Source organism: Ruminococcus sp. AF17-12 (assembly GCF_003479245.1).
Taxonomy (GTDB): domain Bacteria; phylum Bacillota; class Clostridia; order Lachnospirales; family Lachnospiraceae; genus Blautia_A; species Blautia_A fusiformis.
On sequence record NZ_QUGY01000008.1, the window covers coordinates 19,595 to 46,070 of the forward strand.

26 protein-coding genes and 1 riboswitch are annotated in these 26,476 nt (G+C 42.9%); of the genes, 21 read left to right on the forward strand and 5 right to left on the reverse strand.

What is annotated here, in order from left to right:
- Positions 1-101: 101 nt before the first annotated feature.
- Positions 102-575: a transporter gene (locus DWW77_RS10100; protein ID WP_118608650.1), complete on the reverse strand. Its 474-nt coding sequence runs from the start codon at positions 573-575 to the stop codon at positions 102-104.
- A gap of 6 nt (positions 576-581) precedes the next feature.
- On the reverse strand, positions 582-1,673 hold the full coding sequence (locus tag DWW77_RS10105; protein ID WP_118608651.1) for an acyltransferase family protein: 1,092 nt from the start codon (positions 1,671-1,673) through the stop codon (positions 582-584).
- A gap of 130 nt (positions 1,674-1,803) precedes the next feature.
- Here DWW77_RS10105 and DWW77_RS18325 point away from each other — a divergent pair, with 130 nt between their 5' ends.
- The 9 genes from DWW77_RS18325 to DWW77_RS10145 all read left to right on the forward strand — a co-directional run bounded on the left by DWW77_RS18325 (position 1,804) and on the right by DWW77_RS10145 (position 9,041).
- Positions 1,804-1,983, forward strand: coding sequence for a hypothetical protein (locus tag DWW77_RS18325; protein WP_243148673.1), 180 nt, complete (start codon positions 1,804-1,806; stop codon positions 1,981-1,983).
- Positions 1,971-2,759, forward strand: a complete 789-nt coding sequence (locus DWW77_RS10110) for an RHS repeat-associated core domain-containing protein (RefSeq protein ID WP_243164956.1) — start codon at positions 1,971-1,973, stop codon at positions 2,757-2,759. The genes DWW77_RS18325 and DWW77_RS10110 overlap by 13 nt, the downstream gene beginning before the upstream one ends.
- Positions 2,760-2,943: 184 nt before the next feature.
- Positions 2,944-3,855, forward strand: a complete 912-nt coding sequence (locus tag DWW77_RS10115) for a hypothetical protein (RefSeq protein WP_147419588.1) — start codon at positions 2,944-2,946, stop codon at positions 3,853-3,855.
- 13 nt (positions 3,856-3,868) lie between these two features.
- Positions 3,869-4,477 carry a hypothetical protein gene (locus tag DWW77_RS10120; protein ID WP_147419589.1) on the forward strand — a complete coding sequence of 203 codons (609 nt, stop codon included), beginning with the start codon at positions 3,869-3,871 and terminating at the stop codon, positions 4,475-4,477.
- A gap of 34 nt (positions 4,478-4,511) precedes the next feature.
- Complete coding sequence (locus tag DWW77_RS10125; RefSeq protein ID WP_110102833.1) at positions 4,512-5,165, forward strand: hypothetical protein; 654 nt, start codon at positions 4,512-4,514, stop codon at positions 5,163-5,165.
- Between the two features lie 61 nt (positions 5,166-5,226).
- Positions 5,227-6,243 (forward strand): hypothetical protein, encoded by a 1,017-nt coding sequence (locus DWW77_RS10130; protein ID WP_118369379.1) that lies wholly within the window; start codon positions 5,227-5,229, stop codon positions 6,241-6,243.
- A gap of 29 nt (positions 6,244-6,272) precedes the next feature.
- Positions 6,273-6,866: a hypothetical protein gene (locus tag DWW77_RS10135; protein WP_110102830.1), complete on the forward strand. Its 594-nt coding sequence runs from the start codon at positions 6,273-6,275 to the stop codon at positions 6,864-6,866.
- A 762-nt stretch (positions 6,867-7,628) separates the two neighbouring features.
- On the forward strand, positions 7,629-7,982 hold the full coding sequence (locus DWW77_RS17860) for a hypothetical protein (protein ID WP_129976250.1): 354 nt from the start codon (positions 7,629-7,631) through the stop codon (positions 7,980-7,982).
- Positions 7,983-8,129: 147 nt separating this feature from the next.
- On the forward strand, positions 8,130-9,041 hold the full coding sequence (locus DWW77_RS10145) for a hypothetical protein (RefSeq protein WP_118608655.1): 912 nt from the start codon (positions 8,130-8,132) through the stop codon (positions 9,039-9,041).
- A 116-nt stretch (positions 9,042-9,157) separates the two neighbouring features.
- Here the strand turns inward: DWW77_RS10145 and DWW77_RS10150 are convergent, their stop codons facing one another.
- The gene (locus DWW77_RS10150) at positions 9,158-10,387 is read right to left on the reverse strand and encodes a chloride channel protein (protein ID WP_022426935.1); all 1,230 of its coding nucleotides are present in this window, start codon (positions 10,385-10,387) and stop codon (positions 9,158-9,160) included.
- 61 nt (positions 10,388-10,448) lie between these two features.
- Positions 10,449-10,521: riboswitch (Fluoride riboswitch) on the reverse strand.
- A 179-nt stretch (positions 10,522-10,700) separates the two neighbouring features.
- Here DWW77_RS10150 and DWW77_RS10155 point away from each other — a divergent pair.
- Positions 10,701-11,264, forward strand: coding sequence for a prolyl-tRNA synthetase associated domain-containing protein (locus DWW77_RS10155; protein ID WP_021651853.1), 564 nt, complete (start codon positions 10,701-10,703; stop codon positions 11,262-11,264).
- A gap of 4 nt (positions 11,265-11,268) precedes the next feature.
- Here DWW77_RS10155 and DWW77_RS10160 read toward each other — a convergent pair whose 3' ends face one another.
- On the reverse strand, positions 11,269-12,210 hold the full coding sequence (locus DWW77_RS10160; protein ID WP_022426936.1) for a glycosyltransferase family 2 protein: 942 nt from the start codon (positions 12,208-12,210) through the stop codon (positions 11,269-11,271).
- A gap of 208 nt (positions 12,211-12,418) precedes the next feature.
- On the opposite strand from DWW77_RS10160, the gene DWW77_RS10165 reads away from it, so the two are divergent.
- From DWW77_RS10165 to xylB, 5 genes are all read left to right on the forward strand, one after another.
- A complete protein-coding gene (locus tag DWW77_RS10165) occupies positions 12,419-13,393 on the forward strand; it encodes a bile acid:sodium symporter family protein (RefSeq protein ID WP_022426937.1) in 975 nt (324 codons plus the stop codon).
- Positions 13,377-14,228 (forward strand): AraC family transcriptional regulator, encoded by an 852-nt coding sequence (locus DWW77_RS10170; RefSeq protein WP_118608656.1) that lies wholly within the window; start codon positions 13,377-13,379, stop codon positions 14,226-14,228. The genes DWW77_RS10165 and DWW77_RS10170 overlap by 17 nt, the downstream gene beginning before the upstream one ends.
- Positions 14,229-14,340: 112 nt before the next feature.
- Positions 14,341-14,958, forward strand: coding sequence for a DUF4867 family protein (locus DWW77_RS10175; RefSeq protein WP_118608657.1), 618 nt, complete (start codon positions 14,341-14,343; stop codon positions 14,956-14,958).
- A gap of 93 nt (positions 14,959-15,051) precedes the next feature.
- A complete protein-coding gene (locus DWW77_RS10180) occupies positions 15,052-16,536 on the forward strand; it encodes an L-fucose/L-arabinose isomerase family protein (RefSeq protein ID WP_015527462.1) in 1,485 nt (494 codons plus the stop codon).
- A 198-nt stretch (positions 16,537-16,734) separates the two neighbouring features.
- Positions 16,735-18,195, forward strand: a complete 1,461-nt coding sequence (gene xylB / locus DWW77_RS10185; RefSeq protein ID WP_021651858.1) for a xylulokinase — start codon at positions 16,735-16,737, stop codon at positions 18,193-18,195.
- Positions 18,196-18,269: 74 nt separating this feature from the next.
- On the opposite strand, the gene DWW77_RS10190 is transcribed toward xylB, so the two are convergent.
- Positions 18,270-19,160, reverse strand: a complete 891-nt coding sequence (locus DWW77_RS10190; RefSeq protein WP_118608658.1) for an AraC family transcriptional regulator — start codon at positions 19,158-19,160, stop codon at positions 18,270-18,272.
- Positions 19,161-19,496: 336 nt separating this feature from the next.
- Here DWW77_RS10190 and DWW77_RS10195 point away from each other — a divergent pair, with 336 nt between their 5' ends.
- The 6 genes from DWW77_RS10195 to DWW77_RS10220 all read left to right on the forward strand — a co-directional run bounded on the left by DWW77_RS10195 (position 19,497) and on the right by DWW77_RS10220 (position 26,262).
- Positions 19,497-20,741 carry a galactokinase gene (locus DWW77_RS10195; protein WP_173739796.1) on the forward strand — a complete coding sequence of 415 codons (1,245 nt, stop codon included), beginning with the start codon at positions 19,497-19,499 and terminating at the stop codon, positions 20,739-20,741.
- Positions 20,742-21,024: 283 nt separating this feature from the next.
- Positions 21,025-21,489, forward strand: a complete 465-nt coding sequence (locus DWW77_RS10200; protein WP_022426942.1) for a DUF1700 domain-containing protein — start codon at positions 21,025-21,027, stop codon at positions 21,487-21,489.
- Between the two features lie 671 nt (positions 21,490-22,160).
- Complete coding sequence (locus DWW77_RS10205) at positions 22,161-23,027, forward strand: carbohydrate ABC transporter permease (protein ID WP_022426943.1); 867 nt, start codon at positions 22,161-22,163, stop codon at positions 23,025-23,027.
- The gene (locus tag DWW77_RS10210; RefSeq protein WP_021651865.1) at positions 23,027-23,845 is read left to right on the forward strand and encodes a carbohydrate ABC transporter permease; all 819 of its coding nucleotides are present in this window, start codon (positions 23,027-23,029) and stop codon (positions 23,843-23,845) included. The genes DWW77_RS10205 and DWW77_RS10210 overlap by 1 nt, the downstream gene beginning before the upstream one ends.
- Before the next feature lie 89 nt (positions 23,846-23,934).
- Entirely contained in the window at positions 23,935-25,257 is a 1,323-nt protein-coding gene (locus DWW77_RS10215) for an ABC transporter substrate-binding protein (RefSeq protein WP_015527452.1), read from the forward strand.
- Between the two features lie 288 nt (positions 25,258-25,545).
- The gene (locus tag DWW77_RS10220; protein WP_022426944.1) at positions 25,546-26,262 is read left to right on the forward strand and encodes an MgtC/SapB family protein; all 717 of its coding nucleotides are present in this window, start codon (positions 25,546-25,548) and stop codon (positions 26,260-26,262) included.
- The last annotated feature ends 214 nt before the right edge of the window (positions 26,263-26,476 follow it).

The window sequence follows — 26,476 nt, forward strand, 5'->3', positions numbered from 1 at the left end:
TGGACAATAGTATCGTATAGGGTTTATATCAATGCAATTTATAAGAAAAGCTCCAACCGTATCAATATCGGGATACAGTTGGAGCTTTTCTGCAATTATGCTCATTTGCCCTCAGAAGAGAAAGCTTTTTTTGAGGATTCTTCTGAAGCGTTCTTCTGATGCGGGGTCATATCATCGCTGTCCGTCATCAGATATTTCCGGACGGCAAAAAGAATGGCGATACCGATGATCCCGATCAGTGTCTGTACAGGATCGAGATGTTCCACGACCATCTGCCTTGCTGTTGCAAAAAGCAGGACCTCCACAACAGTCTGGGCGGAATGGCGGCAGAGCATTTTTACAAACTCCACACCGACTACAAGGGACAGTGCCTGTGACAGGAAACTGGTAAAAAAGCTGGTGTCCATATCCATGACGGAGGTACCGGCAGTTGTAAGGATCAGACGCAGTCCGGACAGTGCGATCACGATAATGATCACGATGGATAACGCGATTTCTGTGTAACGGGCTGTGTTGTATATCAGTTCGTTAAAATGCTTGCGGATATTGTGGTTAACGGCGGTTCTGTCTTTCATGGGAAGTTATCCTTTCTTTTTTGCAGAAGCGGGATGATCAATAAAGCGGGTTGCAAAATAGCCGAATACGCAGGTGATGACCACCATACATGGCAAAAACAGCCAGAAGCGCTGCTGGCTCATGGTGTTGAACCATGGCGCATTGGCCTGCAGGATCATAATGATGGGCATATGCCACAGATAGATCCCGTACTGGTTCCGGGCTACGAAGTACAGCGGACGCAGAAACCTGAAATCCATTTCCGGCAGGAGGGAGAATCCCACAAGCAGTATACTGAGCAGGATCGCCAGGATGGAATGTGCCGGATAACCGGAGGAAGCAGTGCCATAAAGCCCGTGACTGTGATAATAAAAGATCCATACCAGGATCAGTGCGGTGCTTGCAATAGAAACCGGAAGTCCAAGCTTCAGCCGGTAATCCTGCATACGATCTCCGGTCTGCTTCCAGAAAGCGGCAGCAGCCATTCCCAGCACGAAATTATCCAGCGCAGAGAATACCTGACGCTCGTATACAAAATATACAGAGTTATCCGAAATCCCGGAATTGTGGAGATAGCGGACAACTGCGAACCGGCAGATAACAGTGAAAACAATGGACACAATGGCAGAGACGAGCCAGTTTTTCCGGACTGCCTTATAAAGGAACGGGGCAATCAGATAAAACTGAAAGATCACGCCCATCGTCCACAGCGCACCATTGATGGAACCATGAGTCACCGGGGAAAAGTTCTCCGTAAAAGTATAATACGCCAGGATATGCCGAAGTCCCTCATTGCTGAACATCTGCGTAGACATAAAGATCAGAAGGACCGTGATACATACATAATACTGGGGCATAATGCGGATGCAGCGCTTTTTCATAAAAGCCCGCCAGCCGGGGAGACAGCCTCGCGCCTCCGAAGAAGAAAGGGAAAGATAGATCCCATATCCGCTTAACAGGAAAAACAGTGTAACTCCTACTTCACCTCCAAGAGTCAGAAGTGTGTGGATGGCTGTATGCGACTGCCATGGCTGCCCGGACAGAACGTAGCAGTGATACAGCATAATGTAGAGGATCGCCCCCGCACGGAGCAGATCGATATTTTTGATACGCTTCATAAATAAATCCTTTCCTGAAAAAAATAAGTCTGCCCCATGACTGAAACGGGCAGACAGAGATAGGTTTAGTATAGCATGAACGTGGGAGATTGGAAAGCTGTCGGAGGGAACCGTAACGAAAAATTTACTATTGCAGAATGATGTCATTGCACTGATTGACGACGCCGGAGAGACTGTAGTAGAATACAAGTATAACAGCTGGGGAAAAATCCTGAGCATCACCGGCAGCAAAGCCGGCACCATTGGAAAATCAACCCGTTCCGTTACAGAGGCTACTACTACGATGAAGAAACCGGAATGTACTATCTGAAGAACCGGTATTATGATCCGGAGATCCGGAGATTTATCAGTGCGGATAACTTTAAAAGTGAAAAAGCATCTATGGAGACATTACATAATCGAAATTTATTTGCCTACTGTGACGATAATCCACTGGTACGTGCAGATCAGGATGGAAATGCATGGATGGTTGCAGCAGCAAGTTTTGTCGCTGGAATGGGACTTTCAGTTGGATGTCAGATGATTTTTGAGGGGAAAAATCTGTCAGAGATAAACTGGATCACTGCCGCTTCCGCAGGACTTGGAACCGCTATGGGATTTTTGGGAATTGGTGGTTCGACAACAGGTGCAGTTGTAAGTGGTGTTACTTCGTTTGCAAGTGATTATTATGAAAATAGAGATTTTACAAGCGCGGTTATAAATGGTGCGGTAAGTGCGGGAATATCATTAATTTTAAATCCTTTAGCGAGTATGGGGCCGGAGAAAAGAGGATATTTGGAATATATGAGAAAAGATTATCATAACGCAAATCGAAAAATTTTAAATATGAATCTTTCATTTTCAGAGGCATTACCATTACGAAGTGCGGTTAATGAAGAAAAAAGTAGAAAGATAAGGCAATTGGCAGAGGAGGAAATAAGTTCTTATTGTGGAGATTATGCATGCAATGCTTTTGTTAATTCTAATATTGCAATACGAAAGTATGGGAGAGTTATTGGCGGGGGATGTGAGTATACTCCGGGAAAAGGAACGCGGTATATGAAGTGTTATAAGTATTTAGGAAAGTTATATTGGGTTTATGTATAAGTTTTGTATGTAAAAATATATGGGAAATGTATTTGACGACTAGGGGGGGATCATAATAAACCGAAAAAGAAAAAATAATATACCTGAAAAAATTTTGTTATTTTGTATTTTATTTTTGTCATATCGTTGGATTTTTGAAGATGATAGATTCACATTTGCAGTAGCCGGTTTGGGATATATGGCATTGACTGGATGGGTATTCAGATTTGGCGGAAGAGCGGATCAGGATATTTCTTCGGAAAGTGTAGATGAAAATCCTCTATATGTTTATGGGATGATGAGAAAAAATCGAAAATGGTTTTCCGGAATCAGAGGTTGTTTTCTGTTTCAAATGTTGCTTTTGACAGATGTTTTTTTTGCAGCAGTATATTCCTGTTGGAAATGTTGGACGAATAGCAGTGGGAATGATGCGATTGAAAAAGCGTTATTATCACTGTATATTTTAATGATAGCGGGGTATGTTGAATTTCTGAAGCATAGTGTTAGGATTCATGCAAGAAGCTACATGTATATAGAGAATAAAAAAGGAATCTGGATGCCATTCAGTTTTATCTGTTACAAATACGAGAAGTTAATAGATATCAAAATAACTTTTCCAGAAGAGGTCGAAGAGCGAAACGTTGTATTTGAAAAAGAGCTTTTACATAACCAGTACCAAAAAAAGTCAGAATATGAACTGGACGAAAAAGGAAAAGTAAGTTTTTTCAAGAAAAATAGAAATAATCAGGTGAATATCTGGGCGCTTATAGATATTACAGATATGGATAGAAATGATGTTTTGTTGTTAAATGATAAATTTGCAGAGTTCTGGATCAATGAGATGAACAGAGAAGAAAAAAAGAAAGACATTCGTTTTACATTTGTAATCCAGGTAGATGAAATAAATGATTACCTGCAGGAAACTTTTTATGAAAGCGGGGGAATCTTTATGGATAAGCACAGAAGCCGGCTGCCTGTATTATATGTACGCAAACACGATATCCTGAAAGTAAAATGGGCTGATGATAATTCAAAATATATAAGTATCAATAAGGAAATGAGAAAAGAGTTAAAGAAAATATATGATGATTCGGAGATAGAATCCATTAATAGCTGAAGAAAGGAATCATATGGCGAATCTGATATTGAGCATTTTCGAAAGAGTTATAACAATATTAATGTTTATTGCATTGGCAGTTGCTCTCGTATGCAAGAAAAAATCTAAAAAGGTACCGCTTTTTATCATCAGACCAATTTTTCTGGTTGGTTTGTTATTTATTATGTTTCAGGCAGTATTTGTGCAGCGAAATTTTACCTCGCTGGATAAAGCGATTCGGGCATATGATGTTAAGGCGAAGCCAATAGCAAACTTGCAGGATGAGAAATCTACATATGTTATCATGGATGAAGATGGATCTATTGAAGGAAGAATTTTTCCAAAAAATGGAAAGAAATGGAAATTGCCGGATTCAGCATTTTTCAGAAAAAGTATGAGCTATCCTTCAGAAGATGCCAATATTGATATGAGATCAATAGAAATACATGGAGCATGGTATATTGTAATACTCCCACATTATCTTATGGGGGAGAATTCTATAGATGAGGTTCACGATTCGGCTGGAACAGAATTTTTAAAAACGGAATATGAGAATATAACGGTATATTATGGATATCTGAAAACGAAACCAGATGATTACTGGATTTCTGTAGATGGAGATAAAGTAGCGATCAATCTGTGAAGCGTCAAGATTGTAGGAAAAGGAGAACATAAAAATGAATATTTCACTGTCTAACTGGTGGTCGTGGGGAATCTTATTGCTGTTGCTCATGATAGTGGCAGTTGTGGATTCCAGGAAAAGAATCCCACGAAAAATATCCATATTTATACTGGTTCCGGTTTTGTCTGTGGTCATCATATTTATGATGTCCGAAAATAACAAAGAGGCTGAACAAAGTTTCCATACACTTGAGGAAGCAGTAACAGCCTATGATGATCGGTCAGATGTCGTGGCGACATTGCGAGGAAAAACTTCAGCATTGGTTATTATGGATGATGGAGATGTGATGGACTCACAGATTTTTGAAAAAACAGAAAGCGGCTGGAAACTTCCGGAAGATTCAGAGTTTCAGGACACAAAGCGTTTTACAGGAGACAGGATTATAGTCGACGTATCTACCGTAGCAGTTGATGGGGAATGGTATGTTGTGGTGTCACCATATCCGGGAATAAAATCTCCCATAACGAATGTATACGATTCGGAAGGAACAGAATTTTCCGAAGCAAAAGGAAGCGAAAACGTTTACTATGGATATCTGAAAAAATACCCAGAGGACTACTGGGTTTCTGCAAATGGACAGAAGATGGTTCCAATCGGGTTTTTGAAGGATTGGGTCAGAACTGGATGGAAAATAATAAGTAGTCATTAAAATAATAGATATCATAAAACAAAAGATTATTGGATTTCTATAAATGGGGAGAAGATATCGCTTGAGTGAAAAAACAAAACGTTTTTTTCTAATAACATTACTTCTGACACCAGCTTGCTACCAGATCATGCCGGAGATCAGAATGGCATTAGTATTGGCGGCAATGGGAGAAGCTGTATTATCGGCAGATAGAATTTGGGCAAGAAATGAAAGGTTTCCTTTTGCAAATTTATATGATGACAGGAATCCTCTGTATGTACGAAAAATGATGAAGAAGAGGAAATGGCTTTCTGGGATAAATGGATATTTTGTAGTACAGATTTTGCTTTTGAGTTATGTTCTTCTGATGACAGCAGGGTTCATTTCTGATCATATAATACATAGAAGATATCAGGAAATCAGACTGGAATTTTTCTGGATTTACTGGGGAATAATAATGAGTCTTGGTGTAGTGGAGGCATATTATATCCATATTTATAAGAAAAGTTTCTGCTATCCGAGAAATAAAAAAGGTATCTGGATGCCATTCAGCTTTATCGGATATGAAATGCAGGGACTGGCAGGAAGGATACTGCCTGATCCAACAGAAGAAACGGAGAAAAATCAGCCTCTGGTGTTTGAAGAATGTCTTTTTAAAAGTGGATATGCTAAAAAAGCAAATTATATATTAAAAGAGAATGACCAAATCTGTTTTTATCAGAAAAGAAAAAATCAACAGGTAAACTTATGGGCGATCATTGATATAGCAGATATGGAGAAAATGCATATCCAGCTTCTGAATGATGCATTTGAGATTTTCTGGTGTAATGAGCTGACCAGAGAAGAAAAAAAGAAAGATGTACGTTTTACCTTTGTGATCCAGACTGAGAGAATCAATGATGCTATAAGCAGGATTTTTTATGATGGATCAGGAACACGAATGTATAAACATCGAAGTCGTATGGCTGTTTTGTATGAGAAAAAACATGACATCATAAAAATAAAATGTACGGACCGTAAGTCCAGATATAAAAATATTTACAGAGAAATGAGAGAAGAACTGAAGCGGGTGATCGGAAGACGTGATATAGATCTGTAGACTGTATGCAAAGGTGATGTGAAAAAGGTATGTTGATCAAAGTGATAGAACCAATTGTATATCTGGTAATTATTATTAATCTGGTGATCGCTATTTCTTATAAAAGAAAATCAAAAAAGACACCAGTTAAGGTTGTCGCACCAATTGTTATATTAGGAATCGGACTCTTTGTTTGCGATACAGTGTATACTCACCGAAGTTTCAGTTCTGTGGAGAAAGCCGTGGAAGCATATGGTGATAATGCTGAGATCATCCGTATTCTGCAGGGAGAAAATTCTACATATGTTATCATGGATAACGAAGGAACAGTAGAGGGGAAGATTTTTCCGGAAAGTTCTGGGAAATGGAAATTGCCGGATTCTATATTTTATGGTACAGGCAGAGAGTATCAAGATGTAAAGATAAATATCGATATGTCAACGATAGAAATTAATGGGGAATGGTATGTACTGGTAGTACCGAATGATGATAATTATGTAATAGCCGATGTGAAGGATTCTGTGGGAACAAAATTTCTGGAAGCAGAAAATAACAAAAATGAAAAGATATGTTATGGATACATGGAACACAAACCGAAAGATTACTGGATTTCTGTAAATGGAGAGAAGATATCACTTGATTAAAAGAATATGTATTAGAAAAGAAAGAGGCAATTATACAGAGAAATGATCGACATGTTGAGCAAATCAATTTATTTATGCGTATATGCCCTGGTATTTGGAGGATTACTGAAATCTTTTTATTTCTATTTGGCGCCGGTCGGTGTAATGGAAATTTTGGCGGTTCTGGTAAGCCTGATGATCTCAAATATTCTATTTATTCCTACGGTTATTATACCGTCAAGATGGAAAACCCCTTATAATGTGCCGGATAGTTATAACTGTCAGAATCCATTTTATGTACACGGTATGTTAAATGACAAAAAGGAATCGAAATATGCTCTTCCTATCAGGAAAAACGGAAAGTTAAAAAGTTTTTTGTTTTTGCGAAAAATAATGATTCTGTGGCTGGGAGTGTATTTTACATATCTGGGGATGCAGTATGTAAATCCAGGTATAAATAGTACAGTGATAGAAATCCTTCTGAATATCTCGCTGGCTTTTATGATCATGGCAAGATCATGCATGTGGATATTTTATGTGAAATTTTATAAAAAGAATTATAAATACCCAACAGATAAAGAAGGAAATTGGGCGCCATTCAGTTTTCTGTGCCAGAATATCAATATGTATTATGAAAATCCGGTGTGTTACAGGGATTTACAGATACATTCTGATGTAATGGAAAAAGATTTTGGAATTTATCAATATATAAATACGTATAAAGCTCCTCGAAATGGAAAAACTTTTTTCTACAGATATGACAAAACAGATGAGATACATATTTTGGCATATGTAAAAACAGATTTGTTTCAGGAAGCGGATATCGGAAAATTAAATAAAGCTTTTGTAGAATTTTGGAAACAGTATATTACAACGAAAGAGGAAAAAAAGGAAATATATTTTTCCTTTGTGCTGGAAGTAGAAGATGATAATCGTGTTCTGAAGAGCATTGTACGGAATAATTCAGGGATAATGATGTATAAAAGACGATACCGTCTTGGAGCGGTATATAACCGTTATTATAATCGCTTGGAAATCCTTCCGTTATATAGATATTCGAGATGTAAAAAACAATATGAGAAAATGAAAAAAGATCTGTTGGATTGTCTGGGAATATCGGATGTTGTACAGGCCTGATGACTAGGGGGGATCATAATAAACCGAAAAAGAAAAAATAATATACTTGGAAAAATTTTGTTATTTTGTATTTTATTTTTGTCATATCGTTGGATTTTTGAAGATGATAGATTCACATTTGGAGTAGCCTTTTGGGGATATTTGGCATTGACTGGATGGGTATTCAGATGTGGCGAAACACCGGATCAGGATATTTCTTCGGAAAGTGTAGATGAAAATCCTCTATATGTTTATGGGATGATGAGAAAAAATCGAAAATGGTTTTCCGGAATCAGAGGTTGTTTTCTGTTTCAAATGTTGCTTTTGACAGATGTTTTTTTTGCAGCAGTATATTCCTGTTGGAAATGTTGGACGAATAGCAGTGGGAATGATGCGATTGAAAAAGCGTTATTACCACTGTATATTTTAATGACAGCGGGGTATGTTCAATTTTTGAAGCATAGTGCTAGGATTCATGCAAGAAGCTACAGGTATATAGAGAATAAAAAAGAAATCTGGATGCCATTCAGTTTTATTTGTTACAAATATGAGAAGTTAATAGATATCAAAATAACTTTTCCAGAAGAGGTCGAAGAACGAAACGTTGTATTTGAAAAAGGGCTTTTACATAACCAGTACCAAAAAAAGTCAGAATATGAACTGGACGAAAAAGGAAAAGTAAGTTTTTTCAAGAAAAATAGAAATAATCAGGTGAATATCTGGGCGCTTATAGATATTACAGATATGGATAGAAATGATGTTTTGTTGTTAAATGATAAATTTGCAGAGTTCTGGATCAATGAGATGAGCAGAGAAGAAAAAAAGAAGGATATTCGTTTTACATTTGTAATCCAGGTAGATGAAATGAATGATTATCTGCAGGAAATTTTTTATGAAAGCCAGGGAATCTTTATGGATAAGCACAGAAGCCGGCTGCCTGTATTATATATACGCAAACACGATATCCTGAAAGTAAAATGGGCTGATAATGATTCAAAATATATAAGTATCAATAAGGAAATGAGAAAAGAGTTAAAGAAAATATATGATGATTCGGAGATAGAATCCATTAATAGCTGAAGAAAGGAATCATATGGCGAATCTGATATCCTTAGAAGCCCATTACCTTTAGGTGATGGAGAATTTATTCGGCCACAACCGAGTCAGCCATGACCGAATAAAAAATATGTACATATCTACTCCTCAAACCTGCAAAGTGCCTTCTGCTGTGCTCCATAAATGGAGTGATTTCCGTTGACCAGATAAGCGAGGATGCATACCAGGATGAGGGGAAGGGTATTTCGGTTGCCGAAGACTTCCAGGCCGATAAGGATCGGGGCGATGAGGGTGTTGGTGGCGCTGCCGAATACTGCGGCGTAGCCAAGTGCCCCGCAGATAATGGGAGGGATCCCGAGGATGGAACCCAGGACGACTCCAAGGGAAGCGCCGATGGAGAACAGTGGTGTCACTTCGCCACCCTGAAAACCGATGGCAAGTGTAAATACAGTAAACAGAAGCTTCAGAATCCAGTCATATCCGTAGATCGTTTCTCCGGCAAAGGAAGCGGAGATGAGATTGGTTCCAAGACCTGTGTAGCGTCCGCCATGGATCACAAACAGCAGAGCTGCCAGTGGAATGGCCATGACACCGATGCGGATCAGCGGAGTTGAGATTTTTTCCCCGAATAATTTCTTTGCTTTCTGAAGAAGTACGGAAAAGCATCGTCCTGCGAGACCAAAGGCAAGTCCGAGAGCAATGAGAGAGATCATGCTTCGGAGATCGGTCACAGTCCAGGTGTCTTGGATATCCACAGCAAATTTTTCCAGTCCCAGGAAATGAGAGGTGAAGGAGGCTGTATATGCGGCGATAAGTGCCGGCAGCAGCGCATCGTACTCAAGATATCCGGCAACGATCACCTCCATGGCAAAAAATACAGCGGCTAATGGCGTCTGGAACAGACCGCCAAAACCGGCAGCCATACCGGTGATCAGCATGACAGGCTTATTTTCCCGGATATGCAGCCTGCGTCCGGCCTCGTGGGAGAGTGTAGCACCGATCTGCACGGCAACACCTTCACGGCCGGCACTTCCTCCGAAGAGATGAGTGATCCAGGTGCCGATCATTACCAGAGGGACAAGAACCAGAGGAATCTGGTCTCTTTTTTTCTGCCCGGTTTCGAAGATCAGGGACATGCCATTTAAGCTTAAGGTGCTGAAATGATGATACATCCACACAATAAGAAGTCCGGACAGAGGCAGGAAAGGCAGCAGATATTGCCAGTATGCGGTGCGAAGATCAGAGATCGCCAGCAGGCCCCGGCCGAAGATAGTATCTACGATCCCGACGCAGATTCCCACGACCACTGCAAGGACAGCGTATTTCAGCTGCAGGATCCGATGTTCTTTTTGGATAGTTTCTTTTGTCATAGTAACTCCTTTCAATCTCCCCGTTTTGAAAAATCCATCAAAAAAAGCTGATAACCCCGTGCATTGCACAGAAGTCATCAGCTCATTGGCGGTTTCGATAAAGATCGGGGGAGAACTTCATTCCCTTTCTGCCTGAGAGTATAGCATCCGAGGCTGATATCGTCAATAGTCAGACGGAAATCCGGAGTATCTTATTTGTTACAGGTGTGCTATGATTAAACAAATCGGCAGGTTACGGGTGAAGCAGTAAAGCGTAATGTGCTGCGACTAAGACCTGGACATATGAGAATGTAAAAATAACGGAGGAGACATCATGGAAGAACCAAGAATTGACAAAACAGTCTATACAGGAAGACCGGAGAACACCGAGGGCCGTCTGGAGAAGGAAATCGCAGTGTACGATTTTCTGGATAGTCTTGGGATTGAATATAAAAGAGCAGATCATGAAGCACTGATGACCATGGAGGCCTGCGAGGCAGTGGATCAGCTTCTGGGAGCGCAGATATGCAAAAATCTTTTTCTCTGCAACCGACAGAAAACGGATTTCTATCTGCTGCTGATGCCGGGAGAGAAGCCATTTAAAACAAAATTTCTGTCCAAACAGATCGGAACAGCCAGACTTTCCTTTGCAGACGGAGAGCAGATGGAGGAATATCTGAACATTACCCCGGGGTCCTTAAGTCTGATGGGACTGATCTTTGATAAAGAAAAGAAGGTACACCTGGTGATCGATAAAGAAGTCCTGGATGAAGAATATTTCGGATGCCATCCGTGTATCAATACTTCCACTCTGTTGATGAAGACCAGTGATGTAAAAGAAAAAATCCTGCCGGCGCTGGGCCACGAATATCAGGTGGTCGAGCTGCCGACAGAATAGAAAATCAACGTATGGGTGTAAAGTCCTTTTTGTTGGACTCTGCTATGATGTAATGGGGGCGCTGCTTGACCTCCATATAGGTTTTGGCTATGTATTGTCCCATGATACCCAGGCAGAAAAGCTGCAGGCCGCCGATGAAGATGATGACACAGATAGTGGAAGCCCAGCCTGGGACCGGATCATCGAAGATCAGCTTTCGGACGATGATGGCTACCAGGACCAGAAAGGAAAAACCGGTCATGGTCGTTCCGAACCAGGAGGCGATGGTCAGCGGTACCTGAGAAAAATTGATGATGCCGCTGACGGCGTATTTAAACAGCTTCCAGAAGTTCCATTTGGTCTCACCGGCTACGCGTTCGATATTTTTGTAGGGGAGCCAGCAGGTGCGGAAACCGATCCAGCCGAAGATTCCCTTGGAGAAGCGGTTGTACTCACTCATGGAGACGATGGCATCCACCATACTGCGCTTCATCAGACGGAAGTCTCTGGCGCCGTCCACAATATCTGCATCCGAGATCTTATTGATCAGCTGATAAAATTTCCGGGCAAAAAAGCTCCGGATAGGTGGCTCTCCGTCACGGCTGACACGTCTGGTGGCAACGCTGTCATATTCTCCGGATTCCAGCTTCTCCAGCATTTCCGGGAGAAGGGACGGCGGATCTTGAAGATCAGCGTCCATTACTGCTACATAATCGCCGCCGGCATTGCAGAAGCCTGCATACATGGCAGCTTCCTTTCCGAAGTTTCTGGAAAAAGAAAGATAGATCACATGAGGATCCTTTTCGGAAAGCTCTCTTAAAATCTCAAGGGTTCTGTCTCTGGAACCGTCATTCACAAAGATCAGCTCATAATCACAGTTCATTTGCCTGAGGACAGAAGTGGCTTCCGGGTAAAAAAGCGGAAGGGATTCTTCCTCATTGAAGCATGGTATAATTAAAGAAATCATTTTTTGCCTCGTTTTCCAGATCATAAAAAATGATCATTTTGGCGGTTATCTGTAGTCCGCCCTGGTTTCAGGTTGCTTTTGGATGGATACTATCATATCATATTTGTCCGGAATCGGCTATAAAACAGGGGATTTTTTTCTTGCACCGCTGTTTTTTTGTGATAAACTGTAAAAAAAGACAGAAAAAAAGACAAACAAGAGGTGTGATATGCTGGAAAAATTTAACAGCTTTATAGAGAAATGGATGGCTTTTGTGACGCCGGCCTGTCTGCTTACAGGGGTGCTGTTTCCGGATATTGCGAAGCATGGCGTGCCCTATGTGACGTATGCTTTTGCATTTATGACCTTTATCGGTGCGTTGAAATCCAGGTTCCGTGATGTTGCAGATGTGTTTAAGCGGCCGCTTCCGCTGATCCTGATGCTGCTGATCCTTCATGTGCTGGGACCGGTGGCCGCCTGCGGTCTGGGACATCTTCTGTTCCCGGGCAATATGAATTATATCACAGGAATGGTGCTGGAATTTTCCGTACCTGCAGCGGTGATCAGTCTGATGTGGGTATCCATTTATAATGGAAACAGTCCGCTGTCACTTTCACTGGTTGTGATCGATACGATCCTGGCTCCCTTTCTGATCCCGGCAGTATTGAAGCTCCTGGTGGGCTCCAGCGTAAAAATGGATACTGTGGGAATGATGAAGGAGCTGGTTTTCATGATCGCTCTGCCGGCAGTCCTTGCCATGTGCCTTAATGAAGTCAGCCATGGAAAGGTTATGGAGATCTGGCCGAAAAAGCTGGCACCTTTTTCAAAAATGTGCCTGATCTTTGTGGTAACCTCCAATTCCTCCAAGGTTTCTCCTTATATGAAGCATCTTAATGGAGAACGGCTGGAGGTAGCAGCAGCGATCCTGGTCCTGGCAGCAGGGGGATATGCCATTGGCTGGATCATTGCCATTCTTACAAGACAGAATAAAGAGGCAACGGTTTCCATGATCTATGGTTCCGGAATGCGGAACATCAGCGCCGGTGCGGTGATCGCGGGAGCGTATTTTCCGGCGGAAACATTATTTCCGGTTATGATCGGAACGTTATTTCAGCAGATCCTGGCGGCTTTTTACGGAAGTATGATGCGCCGGGTCCAGACCGGACAGCAGGAAAGGGAGAAGGAGCATGGAGTTTCAGCATGAATTGATCATTCCCAATGAAGGATTTCCTTTTAAGCTTTTTCTTTTTGAAGGAAGAAACGGAAATTATGTACGGGAAAAACACTGGCATACTTCGATCGAGATCTTTGCGGTGATGGAGGGGAGCCTTTATTTCTATATCGATGAGAAAGAGTATCCGCTGAAGGCAGGGGAGTTTCTGATCATTAATTCCAATGAAGTACATTCTATTCAGGCGCCAGTACGTAATGAGACCATCGTACTGCAGATCCCGCTGAAGCAGTTTTCGGATTATTTTACCGCTCAGAGGTTCATCCGTTTTCGGAGCAGAAACGAAGAGTCTGAGGAAACAGACAGGCGGATGGTTTCTCTGATCCGGGAGATGTATCGGGTGTACGTATCCGGGGAAACGGGGTACGAATTCCGTATCAGGGCAGTGTTCTATGAAGTCCTTTATCTTATGGTTTCCGCATACAGGGAAACAGAGGTGGAGGAGAATGCGCTGAAGATCAGCCGCAGATTGGATGCTTTGTCAAAAATAACCACTTATATGCGGGAGCATTACAAGGAGGATCTCAGGCTTTCCGGACTTGCAGCCATGTTCGGATATTCCGATGCATATCTGTCAAGGATGTTCCGGAAATATGCGAAGGTCAATTTTAAGACATATTTACAGGATATCCGCATGGCATACGCCTATAAGGAGCTTTTGAATACAGATCATACCATCAGCTCCATCGCACTTGACAACGGGTTTGCAAGCAGCAGGGCTTTTTCCAGGGAATTTGTAAAGCGTTACGGGATCCTGCCGGGAAGAGTGGAGCGTCAGAATCATAAAAATGTCAAAAAAGTGCTATGAATGAGTCAAGAAAAGCGGCGAAAAGCATACCATGATGTGGTATGCTTTTTTCAGTTCAAAACGAAGATGCAGAGAAGCTGTGAAACAGTAATTTTGTAAGGAGGGTTAAATCGTGAAAATTCAGAAAGTAACAGATCCGGCTTTCCGCAGATACGGAAAGGTTCTGGAGGGATACAATTTCGGTCCGCTTCTGAAGGAGATGAAGCATACACCGGTCCCGGAGGATGTGGTATATGTTCCGTCAGCAGAGGAGCTGGAAGCTCTCGATGTGGAAAAGGAACTGAAAAACAGAGCGTTTGGTGGATTACCTGTCCAGATCGGATATTGCAATGGTCATAACAAAAAGCTGAATGCCCTGGAATATCATCGGAATTCCGAGATCAATGTAGCAGTGACAGATCTTGTACTGCTTATCGGACATCAGCAGGATATAGAAGAGGATCTTACATACGATACCTCAAAGGTGGAGGCATTTCTGGTACCGGCAGGAACCGGGATCGAGGTTTATGCCACAACTCTCCACTATGCACCGTGTCATGTGAATGAGAGCGGATTTCAGTGTGTAGTTGTTCTTCCGAGAGGAACCAACACAGAGATTGATTTCCCGGTGCCCGGGGACGGAGAGGACGGTCTGATGACAGCCCGGAATAAATGGCTTATCGCTCATGAGGATGCGAAGATCGAAGGCGCATTCAACGGATTGAAGGGTGAAAATATCACACTTGACTGATTTCACGGTGAAGTGCTGTGCAGTGGGATATAAAAACGAACAATAATATCACCGGTGGAAAATCTGCCGGATATAAAAAGGAGAATGAAGATTATGAACAACATGCCAGAAGTTAAGATCGGAATCGTTGCAGTCAGCAGAGATTGTTTTCCGGAAAGCCTTTCCGTAAACAGGAGAAAAGCTCTTGTAGACGCTTACACAAAGAAATACGATGCAAAGGATATCTACGAATGTCCGGTCTGTATCGTAGAGAGTGAGATCCATATGGTCCAGGCTCTGGAGGATATCAAAAAAGCAGGCTGTAACGCACTCTGTGTATATCTTGGAAACTTCGGACCGGAGATTTCTGAGACCCTTCTTGCAAAGCATTTCGAGGGACCGAAGATGTTTATCGCAGCAGCTGAGGAAACACAGGATAATCTCTGCCAGGGACGTGGAGATGCTTACTGCGGTATGCTGAATGCAAGCTATAATCTGCAGCTTCGTAATGTAAAAGCCTATATTCCGGAGTATCCGGTAGGTGATGCAGAGGACTGCGCAGATATGATCCATGAATTCCTTCCTATCGCAAGAGCGATCGAGGGATTGAGCAACCTGAAGATCATCAGCTTCGGACCGCGTCCTACAAACTTCCTTGCCTGCAATGCACCGATCAAACAGCTTTACAACCTTGGCGTTGAGATCGAGGAGAACTCAGAGCTGGATCTTTTCGAGGCATTCAACAAGCATGAAGGTGATGAAAGGATCCCGGCGATCGTAAAAGAGATGGAAGAAGAGCTTGGTGCGGGAAACAAGAAACCTGAGATCCTTCCGAAGCTTGCACAGTACGAGCTGACTCTGAAGGACTGGGTAAGAGATCACAAAGGATATCGTAAATATGTAACACTGACAGGAAAATGCTGGCCTGCATTCCAGACACAGTTTGGATTTGTTCCATGTTATGTAAACAGTCGTCTGACAGCACAGGGCATTCCGGTATCCTGTGAGGTTGATATCTATGGTACATTAAGTGAGTTTATCGGACAGGTAGTAAGTGATGATATCGTTACACTTCTTGATATCAACAATTCCGTTCCGAAGGATATGTACAAAGAATCTATCGAAGGAAAATTCAACTATACGCTTCAGGATACCTTTATGGGATTCCATTGTGGAAACACAGCATCCAGCAAGCTGTCCTTCTGTGAGATGAAATATCAGATGATCATGGCAAGATCCCTTCCAATCGAGGTTACAAACGGAACTCTTGAGGGAGATATCAAGCCTGGAGATATCACCTTCTATCGTCTGCAGAGTACAGCGGACAACAAGCTTCGCGCATATATCGCACACGGCGAGGTTCTTCCGGTTGCAACACGTTCCTTCGGTGCTATCGGTGTATTTGCAATTCCGGAGATGGGACGTTTCTACCGTCACGTGCTGATCGAGGGAGGATTCCCGCATCACGGTGCTGTAGCATTCGGACATCACGGAAAAGCTCTCTTCGAGGTGTTCAAATACATTGGTGTACCGGTTGAAGAGATCGGTTACAATCAGCCGGCAGGCGTGAGATATCCGACAGAGAATCCTTGGAGATAATTAAAACAGGCAGGTAAGATCATCCGTACGTGCTGCCTGATACAAGCAAGTCTCCACTCGCTGCTTATTGCTTTTCGTAACCCCGCAGGGGACTTTCTTGATTTGGTTAAATACGATTCAGAAACCGCGGGCTCTCAGGCGTGCAGGCGCTGCGAACTGAGAGCTGCGGTTTCTGTATTTACAGGAGGAAAAATCACTATGTATTATATTGGCGTTGATCTTGGAACTTCCGCTGTAAAGCTTCTTCTTATGGAAGGATCCGGAAAGATCTGCAACATCGTATCAAAAGAATATCCGTTGTTCTTTCCCCATCCGGGCTGGTCTGAGCAGAATCCGGAGGACTGGTTCGCCCAGAGCATGGAAGGGATCAAAGAGCTCACAGAAGGGATTGACCGCAAAGAAGTAGCAGGAATCGGTTTTGGCGGTCAGATGCACGGTCTTGTAACTCTGGATAAAGATGACAATGTGATCCGTCCGGCGATTCTCTGGAATGACGGCCGTACCGGTGAGGAGACGGAATATCTTAATACGGTTATCGGAAAGGAAAAACTTTCTCAGTATACCGCAAACATTGCATTTGCAGGCTTCACTGCACCAAAGATCCTCTGGATGCAGAAGCATGAGCCTGAGAATTTTAAAAAAGTGGTAAAGATCATGCTTCCGAAGGATTATCTTGCCTATCGCTTAAGCGGATCCTTCTGCACAGATGTATCCGATGCTTCCGGTATGCTTCTTCTGGATGTGAAGAACCGCTGTTGGTCAAAGGAAATGCTTGAGATCTGCCATATCACAGAGGAACAGCTTCCGAAGCTGTACGAGAGCTGGCAGGTAGTCGGAAACCTGAAAGCGGAAGTTGCAAAAGAGCTTGGCTTCTCAGAAGATGTGAAGGTTGTAGCAGGTGCAGGCGACAATGCTGCGGCAGCTGTGGGAACAGGAACGGTTGGCGATGGCCAGTGCAACATTTCCCTTGGAACATCCGGTACGATCTTTATTTCCAGCAAAGATTTCGGAGTGGATGAAAACAATGCACTGCATTCCTTTGACCATGCAGATGGAAGCTATCATCTGATGGGATGCATGTTAAGTGCTGCTTCCTGCAACAAATGGTGGTCAGAGGAGATCCTTAAGACAAAGGATTTTGCGGCAGAGCAGGCACCGATCCAAAAGCTTGGCGAAAATCAGGTGTTTTTCCTTCCGTATCTGATGGGAGAGAGATCTCCGCATAACAACCCGGATGCAAGAGGCGTATTTTTCGGAATGTCCATGGATACCACGAGAGCAGATATGACACAGGCTGTTCTGGAAGGAGTTGCTTTCGGACTTCGAGATTCCCTTGAGGTTGCAAGAAGCCTCGGGATCCATATTGAGCGCACCAAGATCTGCGGCGGCGGAGCCAAGAGCCCTCTTTGGAAAAAGATCATTGCAAATGTGATGAACCTGAAGGTGGATGTGCCGGAGAATGAGGAAGGTCCGTCCATGGGCGGTGCAATGCTGGCAGCAGTAGGCTGCGGTGAATACCCGGATGTGGAAACGATCTGTAATAAGCTGGTCAGGGTAGTAGATACGGTAGAACCGGAACCGGAGCTGGTTGCAAAATATGAAGAAAAATACCGGAAATTCCGCAAACTGTATCCGGCAATGAAAGAGCTGTTCAGATAACAGCCATTTTCACGGATAAATATTGTTCTGCTTCATAGGTATGGAGCACTAAATGGTTAAAAATCAGGAGCATGTCACAGCTCCTGATTTTTTCTGTACTGTCTTGGTGTACAGCCCTTGATTTTCGTAAAGACCTTTGTGTAATAATTAGAGTCCGAAAAACCGGACAGCAGTCCTGATTCCGTAATAGAACAGGAGGGATTTTCCAGATATTCCAGGCTGCGTTCAATGCGGTATTCCTGGATGTATCCGAAGAGAGTGATATTCATGCATTTTTTGAAAAGCCGGCTGCATTCGCTGGGACTTAAGTGGATCAGGTCTGCAACATCATTCAGGAGGATCTTTTCAGAGTAGTGTTCTGCGATATAGGACATGATCTGACGGATGCGGCGGTAGTTTTCTTCATCCTGACCGGATGGAAGAGTTGTCCGGGAGATCGTATTTTCATACAAGATCTTCCAGAAGTGCTGCAGTCTGGCGATGATCTCAAATTCATACATGGGTTCCCGGCTACTGTCCAGGTCGATGATGTCACGGATATCTTTTATGGCCTCGGAGTGCCATTTGCAGGATAGATCAAGCGGTACGGCGGACAGGGAAAAGCTTCGGAGGATCGGTTCTGTATATTTCTGGAAAAGAAGGCTTCCCGAAAATCCGTAGATCAGTTTGGGGTCAAAGGTTATGGGGATATACTGACAGTCCTGATCCTGATACATATGTCCGGCATGAAGGGCATTGGCATTGCCAAAGATTGCCTGTCCCTCTTTCAGGTGAAAGGTATTCTGATTGATCTTGTAGAGCATTTCGCCCTTTTCGATATAGGTAAGCTCGATCTCCGGATGCCAGTGCCACAGAAAGGAACCGGTCTCATAGCCGGAAAGCCGCTCGTAGCTTACCAGGAATGGGAAGGAGCTGTCTCCGTGTTTTTTCAGTTCTTTTCCGGCGGGATCTGTGATGATCTGCAAGGTGTTACCTCCTTCCTTCTGTGCGCGGATCCTGAAGTGTATATCTGCTTTTCATAGTGGAATTTATTTTATCAGAAAAGGCAGAAAATGCAAAGGGATATTCCGGGATCACCACAAAATAATACGGTTTTTACACAAAATTGTTATGGACAGAAAAGACGGGACTGTTATAATAAAAGTACATGAAGCGTTACTATTCACTGGTGATATTCTGCGCATTGCGAAGTGTGTTGCTGAGAACGGAGTGAACAGTAACCATGAAGCGTGACAGAGCGGAAGATCTTTTCAGGTTCTTCCGGATCTGGGGTGTAAACTATATAACAGGAGGAAGAAAAAATGGGAACAATTAAAATTCCGGCAGCAGACGTGCTGAAAAAAATCTATGGTGAAACAGAGGAGAGCAGCGCCCGTTATACCAATCTTGCTGTGAATTTCGAGAAGAAATATCATCATGACAAGGCAGAGTTTTTTACTGCTCCGGGCCGTACGGAGATCATTGGCAACCATGTTGATCATAACGGCGGTCAGATCATTGCGGCAAGTATCGATCTGGATACCATCGGTGCTGCTTATCCAAACGGAACCAATGTGATCCATATGATCAGTGAGGGTTACAAACAGGAAGTAGTTGTTGATCTTGACAAGCTCAGCACAGAAACCTATACAAAAGGTACAGATGCTCTTGTTGCAGGTATTATGGAGTATATGCAGAAAAAAGGCTATGCTACCGGTGGATTTGACGCTTATGTTTCCACCAAGGTTATTGCCGCTGCAGGTGTAAGCTCTTCTGCTTCCTTTGAGATGCTTGTATGTGCGATCACCAATTATTTCTTTAATGAAGGTAAGCTGGAGTATGGCGAGTATGCGAGAGCAGGTCAGTATGCTGAGAATGTTTACTGGAAAAAGGCTTCCGGTCTGATGGACCAGATGGCTTGTGCTGCCGGCGGCCCGATCCTTCTGGATTTCTCTGATAAAGAGAATATCAGCTGTGAGAAGATCGCATTTTCCTTTGAGGATATGGGCTGCAGACTTGTGATCGTAAATACCGGTAAGGGCCATGCAGATCTCAGTGAGGAATATTCCTCTATTCCTATGGAGATGCGTGAGGCTGCGAAGGCTATGGGCGTAGAGCTTCTCTGTGAGTCCAATATGGAGAATCTTCTGGCACATGTGAAGGATATTCCGAATGACCGTGCTGTTCTTCGTGCGATGCATTTTTATGAAGAGAACAGACGTGTTGCAGATGCTGTGAAGGCTGTTGAGAATAAAGACGGTGAGGGATTCCTGCGTCTTCTTGAGGAGTCCGGTAATTCTTCCTGGGAGTGGCTGCAGAACTGTTATTCTCTGCAGAATTGCAAGGAGCAGAAGATCACGTTGAGTCTGGCGCTTACCAAGCTGTTTCTGAATAAGATCGGTGCTGGTATCTGCAGAGTTCATGGTGGTGGTTTTGCAGGAGTTATCATGTGCGTGCTTCCGATCGAGAACGCAGATGCGTATGTGGACTATATGGCTCAGTATGTTGGAAGGGAAAATGTCTATCCGATGAATATCAGGAGTACAGGGGCTGTTCATGTTGAGTGATTTTTGATGGCATAACGAACGTCATGGAGGGCGATTCGTTTCCGAATGCGGCTTTGGCGGCATCCGAAAATGAATCGCCCTTTGCGCTGTACTATGATTTTTTATTTTTTAATCAAAATTTTATGATTTGTTTCTGATTTAAATTTATGGGTTATGGTATAATGAGAAAAATTTTAAGAGAGTAATAAAAAAGAATTTGCAGAAGTTTTCAAGGTGAGGTTTCTGGAGTTGTTTTGAGTTTTGTTTTTTTCATTATATTTCATAAGAAAGGTTTGACATATTTATGAGCAGAAGAGAGTTTCTTGAGGTTTTACGGGGGCAGCTGTCCGGACAGATGACCCAGGGGAGAGCTGCGGCTCATGTGCGGTATTATGAGGATTACATTCAGTCTCAGGTCCGGAACGGTCGAAGTGAATCAGATGTTCTGGCAGAACTGGGGGATCCCAGGCTGATCGCCAAGACTTTGATCGATACAGATGACAGTGCAGCTGTTTATGATGAGTCTGGTTATTCTGAAGAGAGCTACGGTGCAGATGATTATGCGGATAATGGGACGGAGAGCAGTGCCGGAAAGGCAAGAAGCTTTAAACTGGATCTGAGCACATGGTATGGGAAGGCAATCGTGATCGCCATTGCAGCGTTAATTGTGATACTTTTAACAACTGTTTTGGTGGCAGTTGCTCCATTTTTGATAATTTTTGGTATAGTTTTGTATTTAATATCCTGGTACAGGAAGAAAAAAGTATAAGTGTTCCACAACAGCTGTGAATTAAAGACAATTTCCGTGTAATGAAATGGATTGCTTGTGAAAAAAGTATTTATAAGATTTGCATAAAAAATACGTGTTTAGTCTTGATTTATAGTGGATTTTACTGTATAATCTGGATTAACAAGTTGAGATTGTGTCTGTTTTGTATAAAAACAGATGATGCCATTGAGAAGAGAGAACGGCAGAAGATATACATCGAAGGATGTGTTATTTTCTGCCGATTTTTTTATCTGTTTTTTAGAAAAGGTGATCAGAATGGATTGCCTTATTGAAGTATGATAAATTGTATAAAATAGATAAAAAAACAATTATTATCAAATAATAATTGCTTAAAATAAATAAAGAAATATTGGAAAATAGAGAAATAACTGTTGATTATATACAAGAAATGTGTTATCATTTGGTAAAAAGTTGGTAAAGATAACAAACGCGCAAATACAAAGGAGGGTAGTGAGAGGGCATTTTTGACAGCAGAACGTAAATGAGAGTTTTGCTTAATGTATTGGGGTAATTGCTGGAAGATATAACGGAAATGTTTTTCAGCAGAATGTGTAATGAGCAACATGATCAGCACTGTCAGGGGGACAGAGATATCGTGATGATGCAGCTGATCGGTAGTACGTAAATTTATGAAAAGCAGGTGATATACAATGAAAAGTAAAAAATCTTTTTTCAGGACAGTGGAGCCTTATCTCTATCTGGTTCCTGTAATGATCCTTTTTATACTGTTTGTATTCTGGCCGTTCGTTAAGACGATCCAGCTGAGCTTTGCCAGAACCACACCTCTTGGTCAGGTGGCACAGTATGTAGGACTTGACAACTATACGAATATTTTTACAGATGGAACGTTCCTTAACAGTTTGGTGACAACACTGAAATTTTCTGTTATGCGAGTTATCCTTTCTATTGTGCTCGGTTTTATACTGGCGATCATCAGTACAGAGAAGATCAGGGCAAAGGGATTTTTCCGTACTGTATATGCACTTCCGATGGCTATTTCCGCAGCAGCGGCATCTGTAGTGTTCATGTTTATTTTCCACAGCTCTCTGGGTATCCTGAACAGGGCGCTCGGAACTCATATCGGATGGCTGACAGATAAGAAATATGCACTGATCGCAGTTACGATCGTTAGTGTATGGATGGCGATCGGTATGAATTTCATTTACCTTACTGCAGCGATCCAGAGTGTACCGGCTGAGCTTTATGAGAGCGTTGCCCTGGATGGAGCGAATTTCTTCCAGAAGCACCGTCATGTAACGATTCCGTCAATCTCTCCGACACTGTTCTTCCTTCTCATCATCAATGTCATCAACTCCGTACAGGCATACGCAGAGTTCAAGATGATGACCCAGGGCGGACCGGCAGAGAGTACCAACGTTATCGTGTATGAGATTTACCAGGAGGCATTTATCAACAGCCGTTTCGGTGTGGCCTGTTCAGAATCCGTAATTCTGTTTGTTATTTTGATCATCCTGACTGCACTGCAGTTTAGACTGGAAAAGAAGGTGACCTACTGATGAAAGAAAAACCATATGTAAAAGTGGCGATGTATGCGCTGAATATTATTTTTGCAATTATTATTATTGTTCCTGTTATCTACTGTTTCAATGTTAGTATGATGGATCTGAAGGAGATCTACGGCGGAAAGTTCTGGCCGTCCCATCTGACTATCGAGAACTACACAAGAGCATTTCAGCTTGCACCGTTCTTTACCTTCATTAAGAACTCACTGATCGTATCCGGTGTTATCACATTTGCTCAGGTCGTTACAGGTGCTCTTGCAGCATATGCTTTTGCAATGATGGAGTTCAAAGGCAAAAAGGTCCTGTTCTATATTATGCTGGCAACCATGATGATCCCGAGCCAGGCGATCATCATCGCAAACTACCTGACTATTGCTGACTGGGGTATCCGTAATACATACGCAGCGCTGATCCTTCCTAATGCAGCAGCAGCTTTTGCGGTATTCAACATGCGTCAGGCATTCCTGACACTGCCGAAGGAGATCCATGAGGCGGCAGAGATTGACGGATGTACAAATTTCAAGTTCTTATATACCATCGGTGTTCCGCTTATCAAACCATCACTGGGTGCTCTGATCATCTATGTATTCCTTCAGAGCTGGAACTACTATCTGTGGCCACTGCTTGTAACAGACAGTGTAAATATGAGAACGGTTCAGATCGGTCTTGGTATGCTTCAGGGGGCTGAGGCAACAGACTTCCGACCGGTTATGGCTGGCGCTATGGTTATCCTGATTCCGTCGATCCTTGTATTTATCATTGGTCAGAAGCAGATGATCAGTGGTCTGACAGCAGGTGCTGTTAAGGGTTGATCCAATCACATAAGAGCAAGTAGCAAAAATGTTAATTTGTCCGACCTGTATTGGGGCGGGTCGGACCATTATAAAAGGAGGGTTTCTATATGAACAACAAAAAATGGATGGCGATTCTTTTAGGAGGAATCATGGCTGCATCTCTGGCAGCTCCGTGCTCAGTAAGTGCAGCTGAGAAAACAACACTTACATTCTGGCATGCAATGGGCGGCACAAACGGTGAGGTGCTTCAGCAGATCGTGGATGATTTCAACGCATCCCAGGATGAGATTGAGATTAAAGCTGAGTATCAGGGAACCTATGATGATACCATCACAAAACTGAAAGCTGCTATGCAGAGTGACTCCGGTCTTCCGGATGTCTGCCAGATGTATGACGTAGGAACAAAGTTCATGTATGACAGTGGTGCTGTCATTCCTGTAGAAGACAAATTTGAGAGCACAGGCTATGATAAGAGCTCTGTTATGGAGGTTATCAGCAGCTACTATACCGTAGACGGCAAGCAGTATGCAATGCCATTTAACGTATCCACACCTATGCTGTATTACAACAAAGACGTATTTGAGGCAGCAGGACTTGATCCTGAAACTCCGCCAACAACTTATGATGAGGTTCTTGAGGATGCCAAGAAGATCGTAGAGAGCGGAGCAGCTCCGGTTGGTTATTCACAGGCTATTTACGGATGGTTCTTTGAGCAGCAGCTTGCAGGACTTGGTGTAACATACGGAAACAATGACAATGGACGTAAAGAGGCAGTTACAGCTGTTGATTTTGATTCCAACGGCGGCGGCCTGAAAGTATTTGATATGTGGAAAAAGCTGTATGATTCCGGATATTTCGAAGATTACGGAACAACAACAGCAGATACTCAGACAGCATTCTTCTCCGGACAGGTTGGTATGATCATCGAGTCTACTGCTATCCTGAAAAATGCAGTTGATTCTTCTCCGTTCGAAGTTGGTACAGGATATCTTCCGAGAATCGAGCAGAATGATGAAGGCGGTGTTATCATCGGTGGTGGATCCCTGTGGCTTACAGATACAGGCAACGAAGCTAACGAAGATGCAGCATGGAAATTCATCGAGTACATCACAACTCCTGATGTACAGGCTAAATGGTCCATGGGTACAGGATACTTTGCGATCAACGAGAAAGCTTATGAGACAGAGGATATGAAGGCTTACCTCAAAGAAAACCCGAACTTCGAGACAGCTATCAACCAGCTGAAGGATTCTCCTGTAAACTGCAATACAGCAGGTGTTCTCTCAGGTGTACAGACAGAAGCCCGTCTTACATTCAACGAGATCATGCCGCAGGTATATGATGGCAAGCTTACAACTCAGGACGCTGTTGATCAGCTTGCAGCTTCTGTAAACAAAGCGATCGAGAACTATAACGAGTCTATTAAATAATCAGAATGCCCTCTGATCAGTAGATAGAGCAACAGATAGGGATACCGCCGCCGGGCGCCGGTATCCCTGCTGTTTTACATGCTGTGAGACTACAGATCATGTATATCCGGGGTATAGGATCATATGAAAAACTGTGTAGTGAGACGGACGGAGTGAGTCCGGCTGACTAGACAGCTTTCGAATGGAGTGAGTGTGGCCTGCGGCGTTCGTGCAGGGCAAAATGAAGTGATGCGCTATTGGCGTTATCACCGGCAGAAAATAATGTTACAACAGGAAAGGAGCAAATTTATGGGCGGAATTCTCGGAGCATGTAATGCAATATCGGATTATTTGCACACTTTAAATATGGGATCGACGCTGTTTCGGCTGATTCTTGCGATGTTTCTTGGATGTCTGATCGGTATTGATCGTGGAATGAAGAAGCGTGTGGCAGGTGTAAAAACACATATGATCGTTTGTATGGGGGCAACTCTGGTTATGATGACGGGCGATTTTATCCATGTATATTCTAATGGGGCAGGAATCGGAGATACTGCACGACTTGGCGCACAGGTTGTCAGCGGGATTGGTTTTCTTGGAGTGGGAACCATCATTGTGACCGGACAGAGACATGTATCCGGTCTTACGACAGCGGCCAGTCTTTGGACTTCTGCGTGTATCGGACTTGCTGTGGGAATCGGCTTTTACAGCGGTGCGATCTTTACCACGCTGGGGCTTATTCTGGTGTTCAAATATGCGAAATATATAGAGGTTTATGTGGAAGAGCATTCCAATACCTATGACGTATATATGGAGTTTGAAAATGAAGACAAGATGAGTATGGTCATAAAGAAGCTCCGGGAAGAGGACATCATGATCTCCAACGTAGTTATCATCAAAAAGAGATCCAAAACACAGAGTGTGGTGATCCAGGCAACAATGGAGGCTGCCAAATGGAAAGCACGCCATACTGTATTTCGTGAGGTAAGACAGCAGGAAGGAGTTATTTCTGTGGAGGAAATATGATCGGGAATCGGGAATACAATGAAACTTATCATGTTTTTGAGAAAGTTAAGAGCATGTTAAAGAAAAAAAGATGTATTTTACGAAAAATGCACTTGAAATATGAAGAATAGTCTGATACAATGAATACAAAGTGAAGAAGGAATCTGATTCAGCTTGCTGAATACAGAGAATGCCATTGAGAACAGAGACCGGCATGAAGACACATGGATAAGTG